Genomic DNA, 23,591 nt, shown 5'->3' with positions numbered 1-23,591 from the left:
CAGGACCTCGGAAAACCGGCGACTCGTGCGCGACCCTTAGCCGATTTTTGCGTCACCCCATATAGGGATACATCGGGAAGCGGTCCGTGAGCGCAACGACCTTCTGCTTCACCGCCTCCTCGACCTTGGCGTTGCCTTCGTCGGAATTCGCCATCTTCAGCCCGTCGAGCACCTCCGTGATCAGCGCACCGATCTCGCGGAACTCGGCCTCGCCGAAACCGCGCGTCGTGCCCGCCGGCGTGCCGAGACGCACACCAGAGGTGACGAAGGGCTTTTCCGGATCAAAGGGGATGCCGTTCTTGTTGCAGGTGATGTTGGCACGGCCGAGCGCCGCCTCCGCGCGCTTGCCGGTGGCGTTCTTAGGCCTGAGATCCACCAGCATGAGATGGTTGTCCGTGCCGCCGGACACGATGTCGAGGCCACTTTCCTTCAGGCTCGCAGCGAGCGCCCTGGCATTGGCCACCACGTTGGCCGCATAGGTCTTGAATTCCGGCTGCAGAGCCTCGCCCAGCGCAACGGCCTTGGCGGCGATGACATGCATCAGCGGGCCGCCCTGCAGGCCGGGGAAGACGGCCGAGTTCATCTTCTTGGCGATGTCCTCGTCATTGGTCAGGATCATACCGCCGCGCGGGCCGCGCAGCGACTTGTGCGTGGTGGTCGTCACGACATGGGCGTGCGGAATCGGCGACGGATGGACGCCGCCGGCGACGAGGCCGGCAATATGCGCCATGTCAACCATCAGATAGGCGCCCACCTCGTCGGCGATGTCACGGAAGCGCTTCCAGTCCCAGATGCGGGAATAGGCCGTGCCGCCGCCGATGATCAGCTTCGGCTTGGCCTTGCGGGCGATCTCCGCCACCTCGTCGAGGTCGATCAGATGGTCGTCGCGGCGCACGCCATACGAGACGACGTTGAACCACTTGCCCGACATGTTCACCGGCGAGCCGTGCGTCAGATGGCCACCCGAATTGAGGTCGAGACCCATGAAGGTGTCGCCCGGTTGGAGCAAGCCAAGGAACACGGCCTGGTTCATCTGGCTGCCGGAGTTCGGCTGGACATTAGCGAACTTCGCGCCGAACAGCTTTTTCGCCCGCTCGATCGCGAGTTCCTCGGCGACGTCCACGAACTGGCAGCCGCCATAGTAGCGCTTGCCCGGATATCCCTCCGCATACTTGTTCGTCATCACCGAGCCCTGCGCCTCCAGCACGGCGCGGCTGACGATGTTCTCCGAAGCGATCAGTTCGATCTCGTGGCGCTGGCGACCGAGCTCGTTGCGAATCGCGCCGAAGATCTCCGGATCGCGCTCTTCCAGCGGCTCGGAAAAGAAAGCGGTCGTGACAGTCGCCATGTAGAAAATCCCCTGGTGCCTTGGTGAGACAGGCCGCGGCGTTAACACGTTTCGTGCCTGGCTGCCAGCTTGCGGCGGCATGCCGACGCACCGTTTGCGACATGGCTAGCCGCCGGCGTCGCCGACCAGCAGGAAAGGCGCCCAATAGGCAGGATGCGCCGTCTCGGGCGAATGGGATTGGGCCAGCATTTTCCGCATGGTCAGGGTCACAGCCTCGCCTCTCGTCAGGGACGGCTGATCCGACAGCAGCGCAAACATGCTCGTGGTGAAGCGAGTCGCCGCCTGCGAATAGACCGGCCAGGACGAGACCAGCAGGCTGCGGGCGCCGGCATAGAAGAAGGAGCGTGCCAGGCCGGCCAGCGCCTCGGCGTCCGACCGGGAACCAGCCGCAGTATTGCAGGCCGACAGGATTACCCAGTCTGCATCTATATCGAGTGCTGCAATCTCTTGCGCCGTCAGCACGCCGTCGTCGTCTTCGCTGGCGGCCGCGGGCGGAGTCAGCAGCAGGCCCGGCTCCGCCTGGCCGAGTTCGCCTCCGACCAAGCCGTGTGTGGCGAAATGCAGGATGTCGTAGGCCTTGAGACCACCCGTCGCGGCAATTGCCTTAATGCGGGCCTCCGTCGCCTCCCCGCCCAGCAGGAGGTCGGACGGTCCGGTGAGCGATTTCGACGTCGCCTCCACCTCGCAACGGCTATCGGCCAGCCGAGGCTGCCGGCGCAGGGCGTCCACATCGGCCAGTATCCCCGCCTCTGCGCCCGCCCTGGCTCCGACAGCGACGGGCTTTCCGCGCGTGAGGGCAACTGTCTCCGGCGAAGCGCAGTCGAGCGGTGCGGCGTCGCGCTCGGCCACGGTCGCCCCAATCACCGGATCGGCGATGCCGAGATAGCGCGGCTGTCTACGGCCCGCCTCGTTGCGGGAGCGCCGCGCGGCATCGAGCGCGGCGACGCTCGGCACGACGGCAATCGAAGGATGCGCTTGGAACAGCCAGGCAGCCTCGCGATAGGCTTCGGCACGGTCCTTGCCGGGAGCGGCCCATCCCTCGGGCGGCGGTTGGGTGACAAGCAAGTGCCAAGGAAAGCCGAGAAGTTCAGGCGACGGGGCGATGATCAGCTTCTTCCCCGCCATCAGCTCCGGAACATCACCGGGGAAGAGGAGCGAATAAGCCCTGTGTGCCGCCCCGAGATCGAACTCGTCCGTATCCTGGGTTCGGCCGAATGCGACCACACCCCTCGCGGCGTCGGATACCTGGCTCGACGTCGTTTCCGTTGTGCGGGCGCAGGACGGGTTGAGGCGTCGGGATGCCTGGCACAACAGCGTCGCCGCGATGCGCGGAAGCTCCGCCGCCTCGTCCGGGTTGCGGCCCCAGGAATAGACCCCGCCGTCCTTGTCATAGGCGAATGTGACCAGGCTGTTCTGCATGACCACCGGCAGAACCAGTAGCTTCATCGTCGGCCAGCATGCCAATGACCCGGTCGGCCGGAACGGGCGGACCGCCTGCGAGCTCTAAATATTGCGGAAAATTGGCGAGGAGCCGCGCGTCTATCGCGGAAAGGCGGGATTGGAGTGCCTCAAGCCGGGACCGTAGGTCGCCGAGCGCGACCCGGCGCGCATCAGGGTCCAACGTCGCGCCGGCGGCGCGCACGAAGGCTGCGTCGACCTCGCGAAGTCGGGCCAGCGCATGATCCTTCTCGCGCACGAGGTTCGACAGATCCGTGCCGCCGACCGCAGCGCGCGCGGCAGCAGCCACGGCCACGGCGCCGGTATCTGTAGCGGCATGCCGCTGGAGATTGAGAAAGGCGCTGCGCCGCGCTGCGACCGCATTGGCGATCAGACCCGCCGGATCCACGGTCACCATCGCCTCCGAAGCGACGATCTCGACGATCGTGAGCACTTCCCAGTCGTTCTTGTCGCCCTTGCCGCTGTTGATGTCGGCCGAAAGGATGGCGGCCGCCTGTCGGGCAGCAGCCACGGCGTCGTTCCATTCGCCCTGCAGAAGGGTAGCTTGAGCGAGTGCCTCGTGCCCAGTCGGCGACCTCGAACTTCGTCGCGGGAAGCGACTGGCCGGCAATCGTGAGGGCTTCGCGCGCCAGTCTCTCCGCTTCCGCAAAGTCTCTCCGGTCGAAAGAGATCTGCGACAGGTTCTGCAGCGCATAGGCGCGCAGGGGATGGTTGTCCGGAACGTTCTGCTGGAGCGCGTCCAGCGTCCTGCCGAACGTGGCTGAGGCTGCGTCCGGGCGTCCGGTCTCATAATAGAGGCGGCCGAGATTGAGCAGAGCCGTCGCCCAGGCAATGACGACAGGTTCCGTCATCTTTTCCCACGACGCAACCGACCGCAGCAGCAGCTGTTCCGCCTCCGCGAAACGTCCTTGTCCCATCATCTGGACGGCAAGGTTGGCAGGCATCGCGGCCGCGAGGGCAGTATTGGCGACAGTCAGGCTCTCCGCCCGGCGATAGACGGCGTCGGCCTCATCGAACCGTCGCAGGGCGGTCAGAATATGACCCAGATTGTTGAGCGAGATCGCCAGCGTCGACGACCCCTCGATCCGCTCCCCGATCTCGATGGCTTCCCGTGTTGCCTTTTCGGCCTGGTCCAAGCGGCCGTCGTCGGAAAGGACGTTGGCCATTCGGTTGAGAACATCGGCGAGGGTTTCGGCACCGGCATCGGGACGGCGGGCGAGGCCGAGCGCCCTGTTCAGGGTCCGCTCGGCATCCGCAAGACGTCCGGTCTGCTGGTAGATCATAGCGAGAGTGTTCAGGCCCGGAATGATAGCCGGATCGTCCGCGCCGAAGGCCGTCTCGGCCCTTGCGAGCATTCGACTTGCGCGTCGCTCGGCCACCTCGAATTCCCCCCGGTTGACCATCAGAAGGATCCGGTCGTTCGCCCGCGCGAAGGCGCCAGCGTCGCGCGACGGCTGCGACGAAGGTCCGGCGGGTTGACCAGCGTCCGCACGCGATGGGGGATGCAGAGGCTCCTCGGCGCTTGCCGGCCACGCCGGCAGGGGCGCGATCATGGCGGCAGCGACCACCGCCAGACAAGGCATCAGGCGATGGGTGGCGTCGGCTGCTGCGTCCTTCCTGTTCCAGAACCGCATCGGCGCGCACCCGGCCCATCCCAACTACAGCCGATTGCCGTTCACAATTATGGCGCCACTAAGTCGGCAACGCCCAGAACCCCATGCAAAAAGGCGGGCCCTACGGACCCGCCCTTTCAACAGGCACGTTCGAACGTCTCAGAGGGCGGTGGAGAGCTGCAGCTCGTCCACGCCATCGCGGGCGTAGATGTCGTCACGGAAGTGAACGACGCCGTCGCCGGTCGACCAGGCGGTGACGTAGGTGAAGTAAACCGGCACCGGGTTGGTCAGCGCCACCGGCGTGTTCTCGCCGGAGCGGATCGTCTCTTCGAAGCGCTGCCGGTTCCAGCCGGGTGTGTCGCGCAGCAACCAGGTCACCAGGTCGCGCACGTTCTGCACGCGCACGCAGCCCGACGAATCGAAGCGCATCAGCTTGGAGAACAGGCTCTGCTGCGGCGTGTCGTGCATGTAAACCGCATGCGGGTTCGGGAAATTGATCTTTACCGAGGCCATCGCGTTGATCTTGCCCGGATCCTGGCGGAAGCGATATTTCACCGCGTCGTTGGTGTTCCAGTCGACCGAAGCCGGATCGACCTCGGTCCCATCCGGCGCGATCAGGCGGATCGCATTGTCGGTGAGATAGGTCGGGTTCTTCCGCATGTGCGGAATGATGTCCTTGATCACGATCGATTCCGGAGCGTTCCAGAACGGATTGACGATGACCTCATTGATCTTCGAGTTGAGGATCGGCGTCTGGCGGTCGATCTTGCCGACGATCGCGGTGTGGCGCTGGACGACGCGGTTGCCCTCGACAGCCTCGATCTGCGCGGCCGGGATGTTCACCATCACATAGCGGTCGCCGAGGAAGCCCGACATGGAGCGTAGGCGCACCAGGTTGGTCTCGAGCTGGCCGAGGCGCACCTGCGCCGTCACGTTCAGCGCGGCATAGGTATACTTGCCGGTCACGCCGTCGGCCGGCAAGCCATGGCGGGCCTGGAAGCGCTTGAGCGCGGAATCGACGTAGGAATCGAAAGAGCTCGACATGCCTGCGGATGAGGCGAGGTCGCCGCTGATCATCAGCCGGCGGCGCAACACCTCGACGTCTGGATCGACCACGCCGAGCTTGAGCTTCTTGGTTGCCGGCACATTCGGCCAGCCGCCCTGCGCCACGATGTTGGAATACTGGCCGATGGCCTGCTCCACATAGGCGATCGTCTCGGGACTAAAGATAGGCAGATGCGAGGAAACCTTGGCCGCCTTGGAGCTCGCGCGGGCATCGAACTGGTCGTCCCACGAGCCGCGGCGGTTGGCGTTGAGGATGTCCTGGATCACGTCCTGGGCCTGCGCGCCATAGGCGGTGGCGGCCAGTGCGCCTGCGCTCAGGAGAAACGTCCGGCGGCTCGTCTTCATCTTCATTCCAGCTATCCCGTCTGTCCGTGCGGCAATCGGCCTGAGGCTAGGTCGGCGCGGTTAACATATCGCCAACCATGACGACGACCGATCAGGCGTCCGCCCGGAAACCTGTCGCGGGCGATGCATACGGAGACCCTCTTCGTCTTCTGCGATTTCACGCAAATATGGCGTTACGGTGGCCCAGCCAACTCACGATGGCGTTATTCGCCGGCGCGACGGAACACGGAAATGCCGGCGCGCGCGCCGGCCCGAGAGACTCGTCGGTCGCGGACTTCTGCGTCAGGCCGCAGCCGTCACCGCCGGGCGGTCGAAAACGAAATTCGCCTTGCGGTTCTGCGCGGCGGCTTCGCATAGTTCGCGATACTTGGCGAAACCGCCGATGAACATGGTCAGGCCCTGAGGCTTTCCCTTGACGTTGGCGCCGACCCACCAGGTGTTCGCCTTGCGGATGAGAGATTTCTCAGCCATCGCCAGCACCATCCTCATCCAGCCTTCCTCTGCCTCCACCGTCGGCTCGACCGTGCTCACACCGTTCGTCTCCATCCAGGAGATCATGTCCGCTATCCAGTCGACGTCGTGCTCGGCGATGGTGATCAGGTTGGCCAGCGCGGCAGGACCGTTGGGTCCGCTCGGCGCGAACAGGTTCGGGAAGCCTTCCAGCATGAAGCCGAGATAGGAACGCGGACCGCTCTTCCACTTGTCCTTTAGGGTGCGGCCGTCGCGGCCGACGACGTCGAAGGCCAAAAGCGCGCCGGTGAGCGCGTCGTAGCCGGTGGCGAAGATCAGGATGTCGAGTTCGGTCTCGCCGCTCTTTGTGCGAATACCCTTCTCGGTGATCTCGACGATCGGGTCTTCCTTGACGTTGACCAGACGCACGTTCGGCAGATTGTAGGTCTCGTAGTATTCGGTATCGAGGCAAGGGCGCCGGGCGAAGATCGGATAGCCGCGCGGCTTCAGCGCTTCCGCCGTCTTCGGATCCTTGACGATCTGGCCGATCTTGTCGCGGACGAAATCGGCGACCTGCTCGTTCGCCTCCTCATTGGTCATCAGGTCCGAGAAAGAGCCGAGGAAGGTGTGGCCGCCATTGATCCAGGCGTGTTCCATCACCTGTTGGCGCTGCTGCGGCGGCAGGCTGAAATAGGGCCGCGTCGTCGCCGGGCGTGTGCCGCCGGTCGGATTGTTGCGCATCGCCTCGCGCATGGCGCGATAGTTGCGCTTCATCTCGGCCGCATAGTCCGCGTCGATGACGTGGTTGCGCATCGGGAGCGTAAAGCTCGGCGTGCGCTGGAAGACGAACAGTTCCCCCGCCTTGCGCCCGACCTCCTGCACCACCTGGATGCCGGTAGAGCCTGTCCCGATCAGGCCGACGCGCTTGCCTTCGAAGCTGACCGGCTCGTGCGGCCATGTTTGCGCACGCAGAAGCAGACCCTTGAACTTGTCGATACCCGGGATATCGGGATCCTTCGGGATCGAGAGCGGGCCCGTCGTCATGATGCAGTACGGGGCTTCCAGGACTTCGCCTTTGTCCGTCGTGGCGCGCCAGACCTTGGTCGCCTCGTTCCAGACCGCGCTCACGACGCGTGTGTTGAACAGGTAGTGCTTGCGCAGGTCGAGCTTGTCGGCGACGAAGTTGGCATAGGCGAGGATTTCGGGCTGGCCCGCGAACTGCTCGCTCCAGGTCCATTCCTGCTCGATCTCGGGGGAAAAGCCGTAGCTGTAGTCGACGCTCATCAGGTCGCAGCGCGCGCCCGGATAGCGGTTCCAGTACCAGACGCCTCCCACGTCGCCGCCGGCCTCGATCGAGACAACGTTCTTGCCCATCTCGCGGAACTTGTAGGTGGCGTACATGCCGCCAAAGCCTGCACCCACGACGATGACGTCCACGCGCCTCGCCTGCGAAGCGCCATTTCCACTCCGGTTCCGGTCAATCATGTCATTACCTTCCCTAAACGAACGGCCGGTCGTTGGGAGAGATGACGGGGCCTCACGAACCGTCGCGCGACACATGCCGCTCTAGGCTCCCGGCGCATTCAGCGAACGGGCCTCCAGCGATGCCGAAGCGTCACGCATCCTCCCAAGGACTGGCTTCAGCCAATCTTTCGGGAAGCATCCGGCCCGCGCCGGATCAAGTCAACGATTTCGCGGATGAGATAGAAACTTTCACAGCTGTGAACTTTTCGGCACCGGACGCAGACCGCCGGAGAGCCGGAGTATCAGCCACAGGAAGAAGCCGGGAGATGTCGGCGGAATGCGTCATCCGGCGGCACGCCGTATTCTGCAGTCGCCACTGTCGCTCAGAGATATCGTTAAGCTCCCGCCGTTGGTGCCCTCGCAATAGAGCGAGCGGCACCACGGGCGAACAACGTAGTTGCGCGGCGGCCTGTCTGGCCGCGCAGCCGCCTTCGGGAAAAGCCCCATCAAAGGCGGATTTCCGGGTCCTGTCCGATCACATCCGATAGGCGATCGTGTCGTTCCAGAAGCGATCGAGGCGCTGCAGGGCACGGTTCATCTGCTTGAACTCTTCCGAATTGATGCCGCCGACCTGCTCGATCGATCCGACGTGGCGCTCGTAGAGCTTGCCGACGACATCCGCCACGGCCGCTCCCTTCGGGGTCAGGCTGACGCGGACCGAACGGCGGTCGATGCGCGAGCGCTGGTGGTTGATGAAGCCGAGATCGACCAGCTTCTTCAGGTTGTACGACACGTTCGAGCCGAGATAGTAGCCGCGCGAGCGCAGCTCGCCGGCGGTCAGCTCGGCATTGCCGATGTTGAACAGCAGCAGCGCCTGGATCGCGTTGATGTCGGAACGGCCGTTACGGTCGAACTCGTCCTTGATCACGTCGAGGAGACGGCGGTGAAGCCGCTCAACGAGCTGGAGGGATTCCATGTAGAGGGTGCGGATGGCGTCCTTCCGGTCGTCCTGAACCGGGGCGGCCTTCTGCGTGGGTCGCGCGTTGATCATGGTCTTGCCTCTCGTTTGTCGCCCGGTGACTTCTTGTTTTCTCACCTTGGCCCAACCGTAGCATTGACCCATAAAATTCGACTTAAACGCCAGCCTTAACCGCTGCTTACCAGCCGCGAATCCGAACGAAGCCTAATTTGTGGTAAATGAATTGGTTAAGATGCCCGATTATGAAAAATTTAATCGTTGCGGCAGGCGCGCTCAGGTCGCAGGCCGACGCTGCCGGAAATGCAGGATCACCCGGAACGCCAGATAGATGCAGGCGACCAGAAGATGGGAGGCGACGACGGAGTATTTCGCGCCAAAGAGCTCAGGGAAGCCGGCATACATCACAATCTCGGTGCCGGCGCAGAGAACCCAGATGACCGGTCCCCACGACGTGATCATCCACAGGCCGATGCCGGCAAAGGGATAAAGCGCCGCGAGCGCGGTCGCTGCGATCTGCCAATGCACCGGCATGAGATCGAACCGCCAAAGCGCCCCGTCATAGAAACCGATCAGCCGCACCCAATAGAGCGTGCCGAACATGATGCAGTACGCGGCGATGATCCGATGGAACCACCAGAATGCCTGCTGCACCGCGGTCGGCCGCAGCACTGCGGGGCTTTCGCGATAGGGCATCAGAGCAATCCCGGCAAACGTGAACAGCGCTTCTGAGGCCGGAATTGCGTCGAAACAAAGAGAGAGGGCATCGTGGACGACTCCGTTCCCGGAGACGTTCTAGATAACCAGCTCGCCTCCGGGAAGAGGGGCAAAGTAGGCGTCGATCGCCTTGGGGTCGATCTCCGCCAGTGTCGCCGGCTTCCAATTCGGCGTGTCTCCCTTGTCGATGATCGCAGCGCGAATACCCTCATAGAAGTCATGGCCGACAAGCATACGGTTCAGGATGCGGAACTCCATCTTCATGCATTCCTCCATGCTCAGCGCCGCGCCATCGGTGATCTGGCGGAAGGCGACGTGGAGGCTTGTCGGGGATCGCTTGGAGAGCGTGTCGAGGGTCGTTGCCGCGAACTCGTCACGGCCGGCGGCCTGTGTGAGGCTCTCGATCATGTCGTTCAGCGAGCCAAGGGAGAAATGAAGCCCGACGGAAACCGCATCGCCCTCGTCAAGCTTGCGCTCAGGCGTGATGCACAGATCCCTCAGCGCGCGGTCGGGGTCGCCCGTTTCGACGATCCCCGCCTCCACCGCAGCCAGGTCCGCCGAGGCGACGGCATGGGTGGCAAGGCCGGCATGGAGCGCATCGCCTGCGCCGATGCGAGCACCGGTCAGACCGAGATAGAGGCCGTAGCCGCCTTTGACGCGTGACAGGAGATAGCTGCCGCCGACGTCCGGGAAGAAGCCGATGCCGACCTCGGGCATGGCGAACTGCGCCTTTTCCCCCAGCACGCGATGCGAGCCGTGGAAGGACACGCCGACGCCGCCGCCCATGACGATGCCGTCGATCAGCGCGACATAGGGCTTGCGGAAATTGTGGATCGCCGCGTTAAGCCGGTATTCGTCGGCGAAGAACTGCACCGCGGGCTTGCCGGCCCTGCCGGCCTGGTAGATGTCCATGATATCGCCGCCGGCTGAGAAGGCCCTGCCCTCGGCCTTGACGACCACCGCATCGACCGTCGGGTCGGCATCCCACTCCGGCAGCTTGGCAGCCAGCGCTAGCACCATGCCATGCGTGACCGCGTTGAGCGCCTTGGGCCGGTTGAGCGTGACGATCGCGGCGCGGCCGCGCCGCTCGAAGCGGATTTCGTCCTCGGAAGCTGCGTCCATTCTGCTCTCTCCCTTGCGATGCCGCCGGCTATGAGGCCGCCGCTTTGGTCCACTACGTCGGTCACGTTTGCCGGTAAGCTTCAATGCATGCGCATCTCGGTCTAGGATTGTCATCCGAAGCGCGTCAATGGCGCGCGAAGAGCATCGGCTTTGCAGAAGGCGTTCCAGTGATCCGCAGACTGCTTCTTGCAACGTTCCTCGCCGGCGCCGCATCGGGCGTGGCCCTGGCCCAGGAGCTCAACCTCTACAGTTCCACGGTCGTCGTCACCGGCACGAGCGAGGAGAACCGGCTCATCGGCTTGCGCGAGTGCGTGCCGAAAATGCTGGTGCGCGTTTCCGGCGACCAGCGGCTGCTGCACAATGCGGCGATGAGCGCAATCATCGAGCAGGCTCAAGGGCATGTCGCCTCGTTCCGCTACCGGGATCGGCTGGAAGGCGTACCGATCCACGATGAGCAAGGTACCTATGCTCGCCCGCACGATCTGACCTGCATCTTCGATCCGAAGCATGTCGACGATCTTCTGGCGCAGCTCGGTTCCAATCCCTGGCCGTTGCCGCGGCCGCGCATCGCCGCCTTCGTGCATGTGGTGCGCGGCGACAATGCCTTCGTCCTGACATCCGACGGTCCTGAAACCCCATATATGCGCGACTCGCTCGAACTCGCAGCAAGCCCTCTGGCGCTCGACGTCTCATTGCCCCGTGCGGCAGCCCGGCCCGAAGTCGGCGGCGAACTACCCTCCCCCAAACAGTTGGAGGCGCTGCGGGGGGCTGCCGCGGGCGATGTGCCGCTGGCGATCACGCTGCGATGGAGCGACGAGTCGCTGGGCTGGATCGCCAGTTTCCGGATGCTGAACGAAAAGGGGGTGCAAGACTGGTCCGCCACCGGGGTGAGTTTTGACGAGGCGTTCCGTGTGGCCCTGCGGGGCGCGGCGCAGATACTGTCCGGCCACGGTGTGCCATGATGTCGGTTTGATGCCGACGCACGGGGCATGCTAGAGACGCGACACCAGAAAGGGGCGCGCGATGAACACGCACACCAGGACACTCTCCCCCGGTCACCGCAGCGTGGACGAGATCACCGGCTCGCGCCGCATGCGGCGCATGCGCAAGGCCGACTGGTCGCGCCGGCTGGTGCAGGAGAATCGCCTGACGGTCGACGACCTGATCTGGCCGATCTTCGTCATCGAAGGTAACAACCGCCGCGAGGAGATCGCGGCGATGCCCGGCGTATACCGCATGTCCCTCGACCTCGCTGTTAAGGAAGCGGAGGGTGCTGCGAGGCTCGGCATCCCCGCCATCGCCACGTTCCCCAATGTCGAGATGTCGCTGCGCGACCAAACCGGCTCGCACATCCTCGACCCCGACAACATCATCAATAAGGCGACCCGCGCCATCAAGGCGGCGGTGCCGGAGATCGGCGTCATCACCGACGCCGCGCTCGACCCGTTCACCAGCCACGGGCATGACGGCATCCTGCGCGAGGGCATCATCGTCAACGACGAGACAGTGGCGCAGGTCGCCGCCGCCGCCGTCGGCCAGGCCGTTGCCGGCGCCGACATCATCGCGCCTTCCGACATGATGGACGGCCGCATCGGCGCGATCCGCGAGGCGCTGGATGCCAACGGCTTCCAGGACGTCGCCATCATGTCTTATGCAACGAAATTCGCCTCCGCCTTTTACGGCCCCTATCGCGAGGCTGTCGGCACCGCCGGCCTGCTCAAGGGCGACAAGAAGACCTACTACATCGACCATGCCAATTCGGACGAGGCCGTCCGCGAGGCGGAGCAGGACCTCGCCGAGGGTGCCGACATGCTGATGGTCAAGCCCGGCCTGCCCTATCTCGACATCATCCGCCGGCTGAAGGACGAGTTCCGCGTGCCGACCTTCGCTTACCAAGTGTCCGGCGAATATTCGATGATCCGCGCGGCCGCGGCAAACGGCTGGATCGACGGGGAGCGGGCGATGCTGGAATCGCTGCTGGCATTCAAGCGCGCCGGCTGTGACGGCATCCTCACCTATTTCGCGCCGCAGGTGGCGGCGCTGCTCAAGGGTTGAAGTTCAGAACTCGACCTCGAGCTCGATGATCTCGTCGGGCTCGGCTAGCGCGCCCTCGGTCCATTCCTTCATGAGTGCCCAGGCGAACACCGTTTCGCAATAATTCTGCAGCGCTGGTTCCAACTCGACCGCATAGGTACGGAAGCGGGTGCAAACGGGCGCATACATTGCGTCCGCCACGGTCGGCTTCTCGCCAAACAAAAACGGCCCGCCATAGGTGTCGAGGCACTCCTTCCAGATTGAACGGATGCGTTCGACGTCCGGCCTGGCGCCGGAGAATATCTTGAACGTCTCGTGCCTGGCCTTGAGGTTCATCGGCAAGGCCGAACGCAGGTTGTAGAAGCCGGAATGCATCTCGCCCGACACCGAGCGACAATGCGCGCGCGCCACCTTATCCTTGGGCAGGAGCCCGGCCTTCGGCTTCGTTTCGTTCAGGTATTCCGCGATCGCCAGCGTGTCCCAGACAGTCACCTCGCCGTCGGTCAGGCGCGGTACGAGCACCGAGGGGCTCAGCAGCAGCAGTTCCTGTCGCTGGTCGTCGGTGATCTCGACCAGCTTCTCCTCGAAATCGATCCCAGACATCTTGCACAGCAACCAGCCACGCAGCGACCAGGACGAATAGTTCTTCGAGGAAATCGTCAGTGTCGCCCGCGTCATGCCACCCGTCTTCCGCATCCGTTCATGCTGCAACAATCCTCTCGCAACGCAGCACAAATTGCACTAGCTTTTTTGCGCTGCGGCATCGTCGGGAGAAACACGCCCTTGCTCTACCATGCCTATCAGTTCCAGGACGACCTGGTCGCGCCATTCAGGACATGGGCGCGGATGATGCGCCGGTCGGCGCTGCCCAGCTTTTGGGCGGCAGGCGAAAGCTTCAAGTCGCGCTTCCTCGCCGGCCTGGAGATGGTGTCCCGCTTCGAGCTGTCGCATTCGCGGCCGGATTTCGACATCACCACGGTGCGCGTCGGCAATCGCGACGTGCCGGTGACGGAGGAAATCACGCTCGATCTGCCCTTCGGCAAGCTCCTCCACTTCGCCAAGGACATCGACACGGCCCAGCCGCGCGTGCTGGTCGTCGCGCCGCTCTCCGGCCACTTCCCGACCCTGCTGCGTAACACCGTCGAGACGCTGCTGCGCGATCACGACGTCTACATCACCGACTGGGCGAATGCCCGTGACGTGCCGCTCTCGGACGGCAAGTTTGGCGTCGACGACTACATCGACTACCTGATCCGTTTCCTCGACACGATCGGACCTGGCGGCCACGTACTCGCCGTCTGCCAGCCCTGCGTCCAAACGCTCGCCGCCGTCTCGATCATGTCGGAGGACAGGCATCCCGCAACCCCGCGCTCGATGACGCTGATGGCCGGTCCGATCGACCCGCGCGAGAGCCCGACCGAGGTCAACGAATTCGCGGTGGCAAAGTCGCTCGCCTGGTTCCAGCATTCCGTGATCTCCACCGTGCCGTGGCGGCACAAGGGCGGCGGGCGGCGGGTCTATCCAGGCTTCCTGCAGCTCACCGCCTTCATGGCAATGAACATGGACCGCCACCGTACGGCCCACCGCAAGCTCTATGACCACCTCGCCGCCGGCGAGACGGCAGAGGCGGAAAAGATCAAGACCTTCTACGACGAGTATTTCGCCGTGCTCGACCTGACGGAGGAATTCTACATCGAGACGATCGACCGCGTGTTCCACAAGGCCGAGCTCGCCACCGGCGATTTCACGTGGCGCGGGCGCAAGGTCGATCCGGCCGCCATCCGCAACACCGCGCTTTTGACTGTCGAGGGTGGCCGCGACGACATTTGTGCGCTCGGCCAGACGACGGCCGCGCACGACCTCTGCCGATCGCTGCGGCCGCACTTGAAACGCCATCACCTGCAGGCCAATGTTGGCCACTATGGGGTCTTCTCCGGCAAGCGCTGGGAACGTGAAATCTACCCCGTCGTGCGCAACATGATCCTGGCGATGGAGTAGCTTTTGAACCCCTTCCTTCTCGCCGGCGGCCTCGTCGGTGCGGCTGGCGTCGCGCTTTCGGCTGCGGCGGCACATGCTGGGGGCGGCAATGTCGGAACCGCCGCGAACTTCCTGCTCTTCCACGCGCCGCTGCTGGTGGCGGTCGGTCTGCCCGGCCTCGCTGCCGGCAAAATGCTGCGCGCCGCGGCACTCATCGTTCTCGTCGGGCTGCTCGTTTTTGCCGGTGACCTTCTGGCTCGGGACTATCTCGGCGATCGCCTGTTTCCGATGGCCGCACCGACCGGCGGCACGCTGATGATCGCGGGCTGGCTAGCGGTTGCGCTCGCAGGCGTTTTCGGCGCCAAGCGGTGAGAGTTTACATATTGTTCAGGTGAAGGATGTTGCCGTCCGGATCCTTGAACCAGACCATGCGCATGCTGCCCGAGACGTGGACGTCGCCATCGAGTGTGATACCGGGCATGTCTCGATAGTGCTCGAACGTCACGCCCTTGCGTTTAAGCTCGGCGGTGATGTCGTCGATCTCGTCACCGACGTCCCACACGACCGCATTCGCACGGTTCATGCCCCGCCCCGTCCGACACGTAGACTACCAGCGACGTTCTCCCGGTGCGAAAGACCAGAACGTCTTCCATGTCTTCCCTGGCCAATTGCAGACCGAGGACGTCGCGATAGAAGGTCTTGGCCGGCGCGATATCGCGAACCGCGACGATCGCACTTGATGACTTGTCCCTGAGCATGTTTGCGTCCTCCGTCGGCCCCGCCCGCTGGAAACGCCTGGGAAGCGAACGGGTTTCACCGCGATCCGGCACCCAGTCAGATGTAGTTCCGCCAGTCGTGCTCCTCGCGGAAACCCAGCACCTCGCGCGCCTTGCGGTTGGAGATCGGCGCCTCGCGCTCACCCATCGGCCGCGTGATCGGCGTTCCGGGGCACCAGCGATTCAGGAACGCCTCGGTCGGCTCCTCGGCTGTGATCGTGTCGTTGACCGCGTTGAAGACCTGATAACCGAGCCCGTCTTGCTGAAGGCACAGATGCACGATCTGGCCGAGATCGCGCGCGTCTATATAGCTCCAGGCATTGCGCTTGCGCGACAGCGGCTCCTTCAGGAAGTCGCGGAACATGCCGTATTCGTGTGGCTCGATCACGTTGCCGATCCTAAGCGCATAGACGTCGGCGGAAAAGCGCATGGCAAAGGCGCGTGCGGTCTTCTCGTTGACCACCTTCGACAGGCCGTACGAATCCATCGGATCGACGTCATAGTCCTCTTCAAGAGGAAACGCGTGATAGTCCTTGTCGCCCTCGGCGAAGCAGACGCCGTAGGTCGTCTCGCTGGACGCGATGATCACCTTGCGGATGCGGAGCTTCATCGCCGCCTCGATGACGTTGTAGGTGCTCGTCACGTTCGCCCTGAAGGTCTCGTTGTCGGGCTTGAGCAGGATGCGCGGGACCGCGGCGAAGTGGACGACCGCATCTAGCGGCGCCGGACCTTTGCCAGTCTCAAGCCCCTTGAAGTCGAAATGCATCGACAGCGCGTTGAAAACCTGTCCGCTGTCTGTCAGATCCGCCTCGATCGTCGTCACGCCCGGACTGTCGAGCAGCTTCAGGTCGACGTTGAGAATGTCATATCCCCGGGCCTTGAGCCAAGGCACGACATGGCGGCCGGCCTTGCCGGACCCGCCGGTGAAGACGATGCGTTTCATGCTGCATTCGGGGCTAGCCCCGTCCCATCCGGTTCCAGGCGTCGAGGCCGGCGATCTTATACGCCTCGGCCAGCGTCGGATAGTTGAACGTGTTTTCGACGAAGAAATCGACCGTGCCCTTGAGGTTGATTACCGCCTGGCCGATGTGGATCAGTTCCGTTGCACCCTCGCCGACGATGTGGGCGCCGAGCAGGCGGCGGTTCCCGATCGCGAAGATCAGCTTCAGGAAGCCGGAATTGACGCCCATGATATGGCCGCGCGAGGTCTCGCGGAAGCGGGCGACACCGCATTCGTAAGCGATACCCGAAGCGCGCACCTCTTCTTCCGACAGTCCGACCGTCGAGATTTCCGGCACCGCGTAGATGCCGTAGGGAAACGCCTCGGGCGCGGGCGGCAGCGGCAGGCCGAAGGCATGGCAGGCCGCGACACGGCCCTGCTCCATCGAGGTAGACGCCAGGCTCGGGAAGCCGATCACGTCGCCGGCGGCGTAAATGTGCGGGATCGCGGTCTGCAGCGTATGCGCGTCGACCTTCAGCCGGCCGCGATTGTCCGGCTCGATGCCGATCGTGTCCAGGCCGAGGCTCGCGACGTTGCCGGTCCGCCCGGCGGCGTAGAGCAGGATCTCGGACCGCACCACGCGCCCGTCGGCGAGCGTGACCTCGGCGCAGTCGGGCTTGGACACGATGTCCTTCACCGCGCTTCCCAGCCGCACCGTCATGCCGCGGTCGCGCATTTGATGGATGAAGTCGTCGACGATCTCGCGATCGACAAAGTCGAGGATCGAATTGCGCGGCTCGACCAGCGTCACCGGCACGTCGAGCGCGGAGAAGATGGTGGCATATTCGACGCCGATCACCCCTCCCCCGATCACGGTCAGGCTGCGCGGCAGGCGTTCGAGCTCCAGGATTTCGTCGCTGTCGAAGATGCGCTTGCGATCGAAGGGCACGCTCTCCGGCCGGTACGGTTTTGTCCCCACGGCGATCAGGGCATAATCGAAGCCAACCTCGCTGCGCTCTTCCTTGTCGGTGGTCAGTTCGACGCGGCGCGGATCGAGGAAGCGGGCGGTGGCGGCCAGACTGCGCACCATGTTGCGCATGAACTGGTGCTGCAGCACCTCGACCTCGTGGTCCAGCGTCTTGTGCAGCCGGTCGACGATATCGTGCACCGAGATGTCCTGCTTCACGCGGTAGCCGCGGCCGTAAAAGCCGCGCTCGCGGAAGCCGGAGAGGTTCATCACCGTCTCGCGGATGGTCTTGGAGGGGATCGTGCCGGTGTGCACCGACACGCCGCCGAGCCGCCTTCCCTTGTCCACCACAAGGACGGATTTGCCGAGCTTGGCCGCCTGCACGGCCGCGCGCCGTCCCGACGGGCCGCTGCCGATGACCAGCATGTCGAATTGATCCATCGCCGTCCCCGGAGCGAGAGTCGATTGCTGCAGTGCACAAGTTAGACAGGTTCGCCGAACCGACTCAAGCAGGATCGCACGCAAACCTTGAATCCTGCGTGACATTTCCCACCTGTCACTCACGCGGCAACCATGCCGCGCGAGAGAAGGAAGACGATGAGCACCCGCATTCTCGACGGCGAGATTATCGGCAGCAGGCTGGACGATGTCCGAGCCTATGATGGCGTGCGCACCAAGCGCGTGCTCGCCTTCGTCATCGACTACATCCTGATCGGACTTCTGATGATTCCCGTGGCGATCGTCGTTGCCCTCTTCGGTGTCCTTACCCTCGGTCTCGGCTGGATGCTCTTCGGTATCCTCGGGCCGTTGGTGGCACTCGGCTACGTGGCGATGACGCTCGGCGGGCGCAACCAGGCGACCGTGGGCATGCGGATGATGGGCGTCCATCTTGAACGGCTCGACGGCCGCCCTATCGACGGCCTGCTCGCGATCGTCCATACGGTTCTGTTCTGGGCTGGCAATGCGATCCTGTCGCCGCTGATCCTGCTGGCGACGCTCTTCCTCGACCGCAAGCGTACGGTGCACGACCTGCTGCTTGGAACCGTCGTGGTTCGCGACGACGTCTGATTCCGCCGCAGTGTTAACTGCGTCACGTTCCCGACAGGCCTTCCACGTTACCTTCCCCCTTGGGGCGGTAATACCGGCGCCGGATACGGTGCCCGAGGAGGTCATTCATGCCGGGAACGGCGATGCACCATATGATCGCCGAGCGCCTTAAGGCCCTCATCGAGCAGAAGCGCGGTCTTGGGGAACTCTCCGACGAGGACTACGAGAAGCTTCAGACGCTGCTCGCCAACCCGCTCAACCAGGCCTACCTGTTCCTGGGCGCGCAAGGGCCGGACTTCTTCTTCTTCAACACCCGCGACTGGCCGCCAGCGCTCGACTTCATCGTCAACAAGGTGCTGGCCCTCTCGGATTTCATCGACGGCGTGAAGAAAGACCTGCTCGGCCTGGTGCCCGACGAAGTCATCGCGGTCATCGATGCGCTCGGCGACGCGAAGGACCAGGTGATCCAGTCGTCCGCCACGCTCTCCTGGCTGGAGGGCACGATCGGCGAAATGAAGCAGATCCTGGAAGGGTTGAAGGCCTCGCTTCAGGAAGCTGCGAAGACCTACATCACCGACCTCATCAACCCGTTCAATCAGTTGAGCCATCCCTATCGCGACGGCGTGCGGACGAAGAACATTCTGACCGGCCAGTGGGGTGATTTCGACGGTGAGGAATGGTGGTACTTCGATGCCTTGCACTACCGCAAGACAGGGCAATATGCGCAGGCCCTGCTCAATTCGAGCGCGCTCGATTCTCCGCTGCATCTCTATGCGATCGGGCACCTCACGCACGTCGCCGCCGACACGGTCGGTCATGCCTATGTCAATCTCAACAGCGGCGGCCCTTACCGCTCGCACGGCCAGCGCCACCGCGTCGCGGAGAATTTCCAGGACGTCTTTAACTACCACCTCTACACCAACTCGGCGCTGAAGGATCTCGGCCGGTCGCAGATCCATGCGCTCTACAACTTCAAATATGCCGGGATAGTCACGCCGGTCGGCGCCGAAAACCCGCTGCCGCCGCCCGACGGCGTGATCCCGGATGAGCTCGCCGAATTCATCGCCAGCACGATCAACTCGACCCATGCGGTCGACGAAAGCGCACCCGGCGGGCCGGATTTCGGCGGGGCCCTCACCGCCGACGATGTAAAGGTCTCGTTCCGCCTCTGGTAAGTTCTGGCGGATGACGACGGAAAGCGGCACCATACCGGCGCCGAAACCCTACTCGTTTTCCGGTGAAGTGGCCGATGTCTACGAGCAGGCGATGGAGAACGCCGAGGGCATCGCCGACTACCTGTCCGACGCGGCGGACACAGCCGGCTCAGGCGGCATACTCGGCATCCTTGCCTTCCTTGCCGCGCTGCTCATCGCCGCCGTGGCCGCAGCTCTCGCGCTGGTCGACTTCATCCTCGGTATGCTCACCGTCATCACCGGCGCGGGCATCAAATACCTGATTAGCCTCGTCTATGAGCAGGTCTACGCCGCCTACCAGTATTTCCGTCTGGGCGTCGCCCTGAACGGACTGGCGCTGCCGCTGACTGAGAGCATCAACGAGCCGGTGTTCAACCAGTTCAAGGATCCGTCGATCCAGGATTCGACCTTCCGCAGCGCCGCGACGCTCAAGGCCGACATGCCACTGCTACGCTGGCATGAGAGCGCCACTTTCGCGACGCCCGAGATCCACCTCACCTACCCGCTCAAGCTGCAATCGGCCGACGGCGCCGCATCGCACGGTGAACGCAACCCTGCACCCGTCGCGCCCGACACTTATCTTGGCAAGCACAGCGACTGGTACGCCTGGGGACCACTGCAGACGGACCCCAGCGTCATCGACGACCTGCTGGAGGCTTACCAGCACGATCCCGCGCATCATGAGGAGGTCATGCAGAAGCTGATCTCGGGCGGTGTGCACGAGAAGAACGATGCGCCGCTCGGCAATGCACTGACGCTGACCGAGGATCTCTATTCCCGCTGGCTGCGGGGCGGCCGGATACCGGACTTCAACCTCGATTCCGACCGCGGCTACGGCTACCTCGCCTGGAAGCAGCCCTGGGACGAGGACAACACGCCGGATCGCATCGTGGTGCAGCCGAAGGACGACGGAGACGTCGCCAACGCGCACGATCAGACCGTAAGACTCCAGATCGTCGGCAAAGGCGGAACGACATGAACAGCCAGATCATCGACGCCGAGAAGGCGATCCGTGAAATCGACGCGCGCGGCAAGGAACTGCGCGAGCAGACCCGCAAGGTCTACGAAGAGGCCTTCAAGGGAGGCAAGGAGGAAGGAAAGCCGCCTCCGGACTTTGAGCCGAGTTCCTTCCTGCTCATCAAGTCTTACGGCGGCGACCTCGGCGCAAGGCCGATGCCTGCGAACATCCCGTTCTGGATCTCGCCTGCGATCAAGGTGCGTCCCGTCGGCGGCGGGGACCCAAACACGATCAGCGCTGGCAGCCCCTATGAGATCGAGTGCGAAATCCACAATCGCGGCGACCTGCCGGTGCCGTCGGCGAACGTCGAATATTTCCTCACCGATCCGACGATCGGCTTCGACACGCGCTACGCCACGCCGCTCGGCATTTCATCTACCTGGGTTTCGGGGCTGGGCGTGGCACGCACGCGCATCCCTTTCCTGCCCTCCTCCAGTCAGGCCGGACACAAGTGCCTGATCGTGCGGGCCTTCTCTTTCCTGCCTTATGACATTCCCGTCGACGACACCAATCTCAGTCCCGTGGTCGACCGGCATGTCGCGCAGCTCAATATCAACATCGTCGCGCAAGCAGCGCCCTTCTCCTTCAACATAGTGCGGCAGCCCAATTTCGAGGGACGGCTGAGTTTCCGTGCCGCGACGCTGCGCGAAATCGCCACGGCCGGACTGCCGCTGTTCGCCGAGAACGAGTTTATCGACGGCGAGAAGTTCGCCGCGACGCTCGCCAGGACGGCAACGTTCGAGCGCATCGGCGGAGAGACCGAACTTACCCTCAAGCCTGGCGATGGCGGCGTGTCGCTGTTCGGTTCGGGCAAGGGTCCCGACCTCGGTCAGCAGAAGGAAATGACCGGCCGGCTTGCCGACGCACTGAACCTGATCGCCGCCGGCAAGGCGCATCGCCGCCAGTTCCGCGACCTGTTCCGGGAGCGGCGTCACATGGGCGCCTTCGCCACCCGCGACACGCTTGTCTTCAAGACCGCCGAATTCGGCCTCAAGCCCGGCATGATCACGGCGGCGCACCTGTCGCTCACCTCGGCGCTCGGCGAGACCGTCGGCGGCGTGACGCTGGTGCTTAGAGGCTGAGGCGATCGAACGAATGAGATGCGCGCTGCCCTGATAGCCGGGCAGCGCGTTTTTCTGTTGCGTTCGGGGCGTTTGTCGCACAACTCTGTGTGCAAATGCTTTGCTTTCGATCGCCATGACGCAGCATCAAACACAGTCGCCGCAGTTCTTCCTCACCGCGCCGTCGCCCTGCCCCTATCTCGACGGACAGTACGAGCGGAAGGTCTTCACGCATCTCGTCGGCGACAGGGCTCCGGAGATGAACGACCTGCTCACCCAGGGCGGCTTCCGCCGGTCGCAGAACATTGCCTACCGGCCGGCCTGCGAAAGCTGCCGTGCCTGCGTCTCGGTGCGCATCCTCGCCAACGAGTTCACGCTCACCCGCAACATGCGCAAGGTGATCCAGCGCAACTCCGACCTGATCGGCGCCATGCACGACGCAGAGCCGTCGACCGAGCAGTATTCCCTGTTCCGCTCCTACCTGGACTCACGGCACCGTCGCGGCGGCATGTCCGACATGACCGTGCTCGATTATGCGATGATGGTCGAGGATACGCATGTCGACACAAAAATCATCGAATACCGCAAGCGCGGCCCGGATTCCTTCATCACCGGAAAGGGCCACGGCGAGCTGATCGCCGTCGCGCTGACCGACAAGATGGCCGACGGCGTTTCGATGGTCTATTCCTACTACAATCCCGAGCTCGTCGACCGGTCGCTCGGCACCTTCATGATCCTCGACCATATTGCCCGCACCCGCGCCATGGGCCTGCCCCATGTCTATCTCGGCTACTGGGTCAACGGCTCGCGCAAGATGGACTATAAGGTCCGCTTCACGCCGCAGGAGCATCTGGGTCCCAAGGGCTGGGAACGCTACGTCGCCCCTTCCGACTGAGGCCTCTCCGGCCACTGACCGGAGCCCCCAGTGACGATCCATTCCGAGCAAGCAAAAGGTATCGCGCTCGCCGCCGTCGGCGGACTGGCCCTCACCTCCGACATCCCGCTCATCCGCCTGTCAGAGGGCGAGGCCTGGTCGATACTTGGCGTGCGCAGCGCAGCCACATTCCTGGCGGCGATCACGATCTGGCTCGTCTGGCGCGCCTTCACACCCAAGGTGCCCTCGCTCGTTCCAGGCTTGTCGGGCCTTGCAGTTGCCACGCTCTACGGCCTCGGCTCGATCACCTTCATCGCCTCCGTCTATTCTACCTCGACCGCGAATGTCGTCTTTATCCTCGCCTTCAATCCGATGTTCTCGGCGCTTCTCGCCTGGGTGTGCCTCGGGGAGCGGATGCGTCCGGCCACCATGCTCGCCATGGCGGCGATGATCGTCGGCGTCGTCATCATCGTCTGGGACTCGATCGGCACCGGCAATCTGTTCGGCGACTTCATGGCATTGTCCTCGGCCTTCTTCATCGCCTCTGCGATCACTGTTACGCGGGCGAGTGAGAGCGAGATGGGGTTCACGCCGCTGGTCGGCGTGCTGTTCCCGGCGATCATCGCCTTCGCCTTCGTCGCCGAGGGCGGCTACCGGATCGATGCGCCTTGGTGGATCATCCTCAACGGCGTCATCATGATGCCGCTCGCCTTCTTCTGCCTCGGCACCGCGCCGCGCTATATTCCAGGCGGCGAAGTTGCGATGTTCTACCTGCTGGAGACCGTGTTGGCGCCCGTCTGGGTCTGGCTGATCTTCTCGGAACGGCCAACGACAAACAGCCTTTTCGGCGGCGCGATCCTTGTCGTTGCGCTGGTACTACACTCGCTCTGGCAACTTCTTGACGGGCGGCGGCGGAGAGGCCTGCCAGAGCAGCTTCCGCTCTAGAAGCTCTCAGGCCTCGATGCGCAGCCGTCTCGCATCGATCAGCCGCGGCATTCCACGGACCGAGATCGGGACCTTTGAAGCACGACCCGGTCGGAGAGACATGCAGAAACGTCGCGAGCATGATGCTGGCGTTGGGCCGGCTGTACACCCAATCGGCTTTCGGCAGTCGATAGCGATGTTCCGAAATGCGAACGGATGGGG

At 63.8% G+C, this 23,591-nt stretch carries 23 protein-coding genes and 1 pseudogene; 10 read left to right on the top strand and 14 right to left on the bottom strand.

The features are described 5' to 3' along the window. Window positions 1-52 precede the first annotated feature (52 nt). From glyA to LRS09_RS21645, 9 genes and pseudogenes are all read right to left on the bottom strand, one after another. Window positions 53-1,348, bottom strand: coding sequence for a serine hydroxymethyltransferase (gene glyA, locus LRS09_RS21680; RefSeq protein WP_257808974.1), 1,296 nt, complete (start codon window positions 1,346-1,348; stop codon window positions 53-55). Window positions 1,349-1,453: 105 nt separating this feature from the next. After that, entirely contained in the window at window positions 1,454-2,794 is a 1,341-nt protein-coding gene (locus tag LRS09_RS21675) for a CHAT domain-containing protein (RefSeq protein ID WP_257808973.1), read from the bottom strand. Continuing rightward, complete coding sequence (locus LRS09_RS21670) at window positions 2,736-3,317, bottom strand: hypothetical protein (RefSeq protein ID WP_257808972.1); 582 nt, start codon at window positions 3,315-3,317, stop codon at window positions 2,736-2,738. The genes LRS09_RS21675 and LRS09_RS21670 overlap by 59 nt, the downstream gene beginning before the upstream one ends. Before the next feature lie 106 nt (window positions 3,318-3,423). After that, a pseudogene (locus LRS09_RS30415) lies at window positions 3,424-4,209 on the bottom strand (tetratricopeptide repeat protein); the annotation flags it as partial. A gap of 369 nt (window positions 4,210-4,578) precedes the next feature. Then, window positions 4,579-5,829, bottom strand: coding sequence for a murein L,D-transpeptidase (locus tag LRS09_RS21665; protein ID WP_257810284.1), 1,251 nt, complete (start codon window positions 5,827-5,829; stop codon window positions 4,579-4,581). A gap of 282 nt (window positions 5,830-6,111) precedes the next feature. Further along, window positions 6,112-7,716, bottom strand: a complete 1,605-nt coding sequence (locus LRS09_RS21660; RefSeq protein WP_257808970.1) for an NAD(P)/FAD-dependent oxidoreductase — start codon at window positions 7,714-7,716, stop codon at window positions 6,112-6,114. 562 nt (window positions 7,717-8,278) lie between these two features. Continuing rightward, window positions 8,279-8,794, bottom strand: a complete 516-nt coding sequence (gene ldtR / locus LRS09_RS21655) for a transcriptional regulator LdtR (protein ID WP_257808968.1) — start codon at window positions 8,792-8,794, stop codon at window positions 8,279-8,281. Window positions 8,795-8,995: 201 nt separating this feature from the next. Next, a complete protein-coding gene (locus LRS09_RS21650) occupies window positions 8,996-9,415 on the bottom strand; it encodes a DUF6163 family protein (protein ID WP_257808967.1) in 420 nt (139 codons plus the stop codon). 99 nt (window positions 9,416-9,514) lie between these two features. After that, entirely contained in the window at window positions 9,515-10,558 is a 1,044-nt protein-coding gene (locus tag LRS09_RS21645; protein ID WP_257808966.1) for an enoyl-CoA hydratase/isomerase family protein, read from the bottom strand. An 83-nt stretch (window positions 10,559-10,641) separates the two neighbouring features. Between LRS09_RS21645 and LRS09_RS21640 the strand changes: the two genes are divergently transcribed. Together LRS09_RS21640 and hemB are read left to right on the top strand one after the other, a co-directional pair. Beyond that, window positions 10,642-11,520, top strand: coding sequence for a DUF2066 domain-containing protein (locus LRS09_RS21640; RefSeq protein WP_257808965.1), 879 nt, complete (start codon window positions 10,642-10,644; stop codon window positions 11,518-11,520). 61 nt (window positions 11,521-11,581) lie between these two features. After that, window positions 11,582-12,613 (top strand): porphobilinogen synthase, encoded by a 1,032-nt coding sequence (gene hemB, locus LRS09_RS21635; RefSeq protein WP_257808964.1) that lies wholly within the window; start codon window positions 11,582-11,584, stop codon window positions 12,611-12,613. A 3-nt stretch (window positions 12,614-12,616) separates the two neighbouring features. Here the strand turns inward: hemB and LRS09_RS21630 are convergent, their stop codons facing one another. Beyond that, complete coding sequence (locus LRS09_RS21630) at window positions 12,617-13,270, bottom strand: glutathione S-transferase (protein WP_257810283.1); 654 nt, start codon at window positions 13,268-13,270, stop codon at window positions 12,617-12,619. Between the two features lie 105 nt (window positions 13,271-13,375). On the opposite strand from LRS09_RS21630, the gene LRS09_RS21625 reads away from it, so the two are divergent. Together LRS09_RS21625 and LRS09_RS21620 are read left to right on the top strand one after the other, a co-directional pair. Next, complete coding sequence (locus tag LRS09_RS21625) at window positions 13,376-14,590, top strand: polyhydroxyalkanoate depolymerase (RefSeq protein ID WP_257808963.1); 1,215 nt, start codon at window positions 13,376-13,378, stop codon at window positions 14,588-14,590. A 3-nt stretch (window positions 14,591-14,593) separates the two neighbouring features. Further along, a complete protein-coding gene (locus LRS09_RS21620; RefSeq protein ID WP_257808961.1) occupies window positions 14,594-14,941 on the top strand; it encodes a DUF423 domain-containing protein in 348 nt (115 codons plus the stop codon). Window positions 14,942-14,945: 4 nt separating this feature from the next. On the opposite strand, the gene LRS09_RS21615 is transcribed toward LRS09_RS21620, so the two are convergent. The 4 genes from LRS09_RS21615 to sthA form a co-directional block, all read right to left on the bottom strand. Then, window positions 14,946-15,152, bottom strand: coding sequence for a VOC family protein (locus tag LRS09_RS21615; RefSeq protein ID WP_257808960.1), 207 nt, complete (start codon window positions 15,150-15,152; stop codon window positions 14,946-14,948). Further along, complete coding sequence (locus tag LRS09_RS30410; RefSeq protein WP_374684869.1) at window positions 15,115-15,327, bottom strand: VOC family protein; 213 nt, start codon at window positions 15,325-15,327, stop codon at window positions 15,115-15,117. The genes LRS09_RS21615 and LRS09_RS30410 overlap by 38 nt, the downstream gene beginning before the upstream one ends. A gap of 76 nt (window positions 15,328-15,403) precedes the next feature. Further along, window positions 15,404-16,288 (bottom strand): NAD(P)-dependent oxidoreductase, encoded by an 885-nt coding sequence (locus tag LRS09_RS21610; RefSeq protein WP_257808959.1) that lies wholly within the window; start codon window positions 16,286-16,288, stop codon window positions 15,404-15,406. Window positions 16,289-16,301: 13 nt separating this feature from the next. Further along, window positions 16,302-17,693 (bottom strand): Si-specific NAD(P)(+) transhydrogenase, encoded by a 1,392-nt coding sequence (gene sthA / locus LRS09_RS21605; protein ID WP_257808958.1) that lies wholly within the window; start codon window positions 17,691-17,693, stop codon window positions 16,302-16,304. A 156-nt stretch (window positions 17,694-17,849) separates the two neighbouring features. On the opposite strand from sthA, the gene LRS09_RS21600 reads away from it, so the two are divergent. The 6 genes from LRS09_RS21600 to LRS09_RS21575 all read left to right on the top strand — a co-directional run bounded on the left by LRS09_RS21600 (window position 17,850) and on the right by LRS09_RS21575 (window position 23,390). Further along, window positions 17,850-18,320, top strand: a complete 471-nt coding sequence (locus LRS09_RS21600; RefSeq protein WP_257808957.1) for an RDD family protein — start codon at window positions 17,850-17,852, stop codon at window positions 18,318-18,320. A gap of 107 nt (window positions 18,321-18,427) precedes the next feature. After that, complete coding sequence (locus LRS09_RS21595; protein ID WP_257808956.1) at window positions 18,428-19,474, top strand: zinc dependent phospholipase C family protein; 1,047 nt, start codon at window positions 18,428-18,430, stop codon at window positions 19,472-19,474. A gap of 10 nt (window positions 19,475-19,484) precedes the next feature. Next, a complete protein-coding gene (locus tag LRS09_RS21590; protein ID WP_257808955.1) occupies window positions 19,485-20,471 on the top strand; it encodes a hypothetical protein in 987 nt (328 codons plus the stop codon). Further along, window positions 20,468-21,592 carry a hypothetical protein gene (locus LRS09_RS21585; RefSeq protein ID WP_257808954.1) on the top strand — a complete coding sequence of 375 codons (1,125 nt, stop codon included), beginning with the start codon at window positions 20,468-20,470 and terminating at the stop codon, window positions 21,590-21,592. Before LRS09_RS21590 ends, LRS09_RS21585 begins: the two co-directional genes overlap by 4 nt. Before the next feature lie 115 nt (window positions 21,593-21,707). Continuing rightward, window positions 21,708-22,466: an arginyltransferase gene (locus LRS09_RS21580; protein ID WP_257808953.1), complete on the top strand. Its 759-nt coding sequence runs from the start codon at window positions 21,708-21,710 to the stop codon at window positions 22,464-22,466. Window positions 22,467-22,496: 30 nt separating this feature from the next. Then, complete coding sequence (locus LRS09_RS21575) at window positions 22,497-23,390, top strand: DMT family transporter (RefSeq protein WP_257808952.1); 894 nt, start codon at window positions 22,497-22,499, stop codon at window positions 23,388-23,390. Window positions 23,391-23,591 lie beyond the last annotated feature (201 nt).

Source organism: Mesorhizobium sp. J428, assembly GCF_024699925.1.
Classification (GTDB): Bacteria; Pseudomonadota; Alphaproteobacteria; order Rhizobiales; family Rhizobiaceae; genus Mesorhizobium_A.
This window is presented reverse-complemented; position numbering and strand designations above follow the sequence as displayed.

What these genes read in the sequence shown, in the direction of transcription:
- hemB (WP_257808964.1), top strand. Translation starts at nt 11,582, where the DNA reads ATGAACACGCACACCAGGACACTCTCCCCCGGTCACCGCAGCGTGGAC.
- LRS09_RS21600 (WP_257808957.1), top strand. Translation starts at nt 17,850, where the DNA reads ATGAGCACCCGCATTCTCGACGGCGAGATTATCGGCAGCAGGCTGGAC.
- LRS09_RS21610 (WP_257808959.1), bottom strand. Translation starts at nt 16,288, where the DNA reads ATGAAACGCATCGTCTTCACCGGCGGGTCCGGCAAGGCCGGCCGCCAT.
- ldtR (WP_257808968.1), bottom strand. Translation starts at nt 8,794, where the DNA reads ATGATCAACGCGCGACCCACGCAGAAGGCCGCCCCGGTTCAGGACGAC.
- LRS09_RS21645 (WP_257808966.1), bottom strand. Translation starts at nt 10,558, where the DNA reads ATGGACGCAGCTTCCGAGGACGAAATCCGCTTCGAGCGGCGCGGCCGC.
- LRS09_RS21630 (WP_257810283.1), bottom strand. Translation starts at nt 13,270, where the DNA reads ATGACGCGGGCGACACTGACGATTTCCTCGAAGAACTATTCGTCCTGG.
- LRS09_RS21640 (WP_257808965.1), top strand. Translation starts at nt 10,642, where the DNA reads ATGCATGCGCATCTCGGTCTAGGATTGTCATCCGAAGCGCGTCAATGG.
- LRS09_RS21650 (WP_257808967.1), bottom strand. Translation starts at nt 9,415, where the DNA reads ATGCCCTATCGCGAAAGCCCCGCAGTGCTGCGGCCGACCGCGGTGCAG.
- LRS09_RS30410 (WP_374684869.1), bottom strand. Translation starts at nt 15,327, where the DNA reads ATGCTCAGGGACAAGTCATCAAGTGCGATCGTCGCGGTTCGCGATATC.
- LRS09_RS21590 (WP_257808955.1), top strand. Translation starts at nt 19,485, where the DNA reads ATGACGACGGAAAGCGGCACCATACCGGCGCCGAAACCCTACTCGTTT.
- glyA (WP_257808974.1), bottom strand. Translation starts at nt 1,348, where the DNA reads ATGGCGACTGTCACGACCGCTTTCTTTTCCGAGCCGCTGGAAGAGCGC.
- LRS09_RS21665 (WP_257810284.1), bottom strand. Translation starts at nt 5,829, where the DNA reads ATGAAGACGAGCCGCCGGACGTTTCTCCTGAGCGCAGGCGCACTGGCC.
- LRS09_RS21580 (WP_257808953.1), top strand. Translation starts at nt 21,708, where the DNA reads ATGACGCAGCATCAAACACAGTCGCCGCAGTTCTTCCTCACCGCGCCG.
- LRS09_RS21615 (WP_257808960.1), bottom strand. Translation starts at nt 15,152, where the DNA reads ATGAACCGTGCGAATGCGGTCGTGTGGGACGTCGGTGACGAGATCGAC.
- sthA (WP_257808958.1), bottom strand. Translation starts at nt 17,693, where the DNA reads ATGGATCAATTCGACATGCTGGTCATCGGCAGCGGCCCGTCGGGACGG.
- LRS09_RS21585 (WP_257808954.1), top strand. Translation starts at nt 20,468, where the DNA reads ATGAACAGCCAGATCATCGACGCCGAGAAGGCGATCCGTGAAATCGAC.
- LRS09_RS21595 (WP_257808956.1), top strand. Translation starts at nt 18,428, where the DNA reads ATGCCGGGAACGGCGATGCACCATATGATCGCCGAGCGCCTTAAGGCC.
- LRS09_RS21675 (WP_257808973.1), bottom strand. Translation starts at nt 2,794, where the DNA reads ATGAAGCTACTGGTTCTGCCGGTGGTCATGCAGAACAGCCTGGTCACA.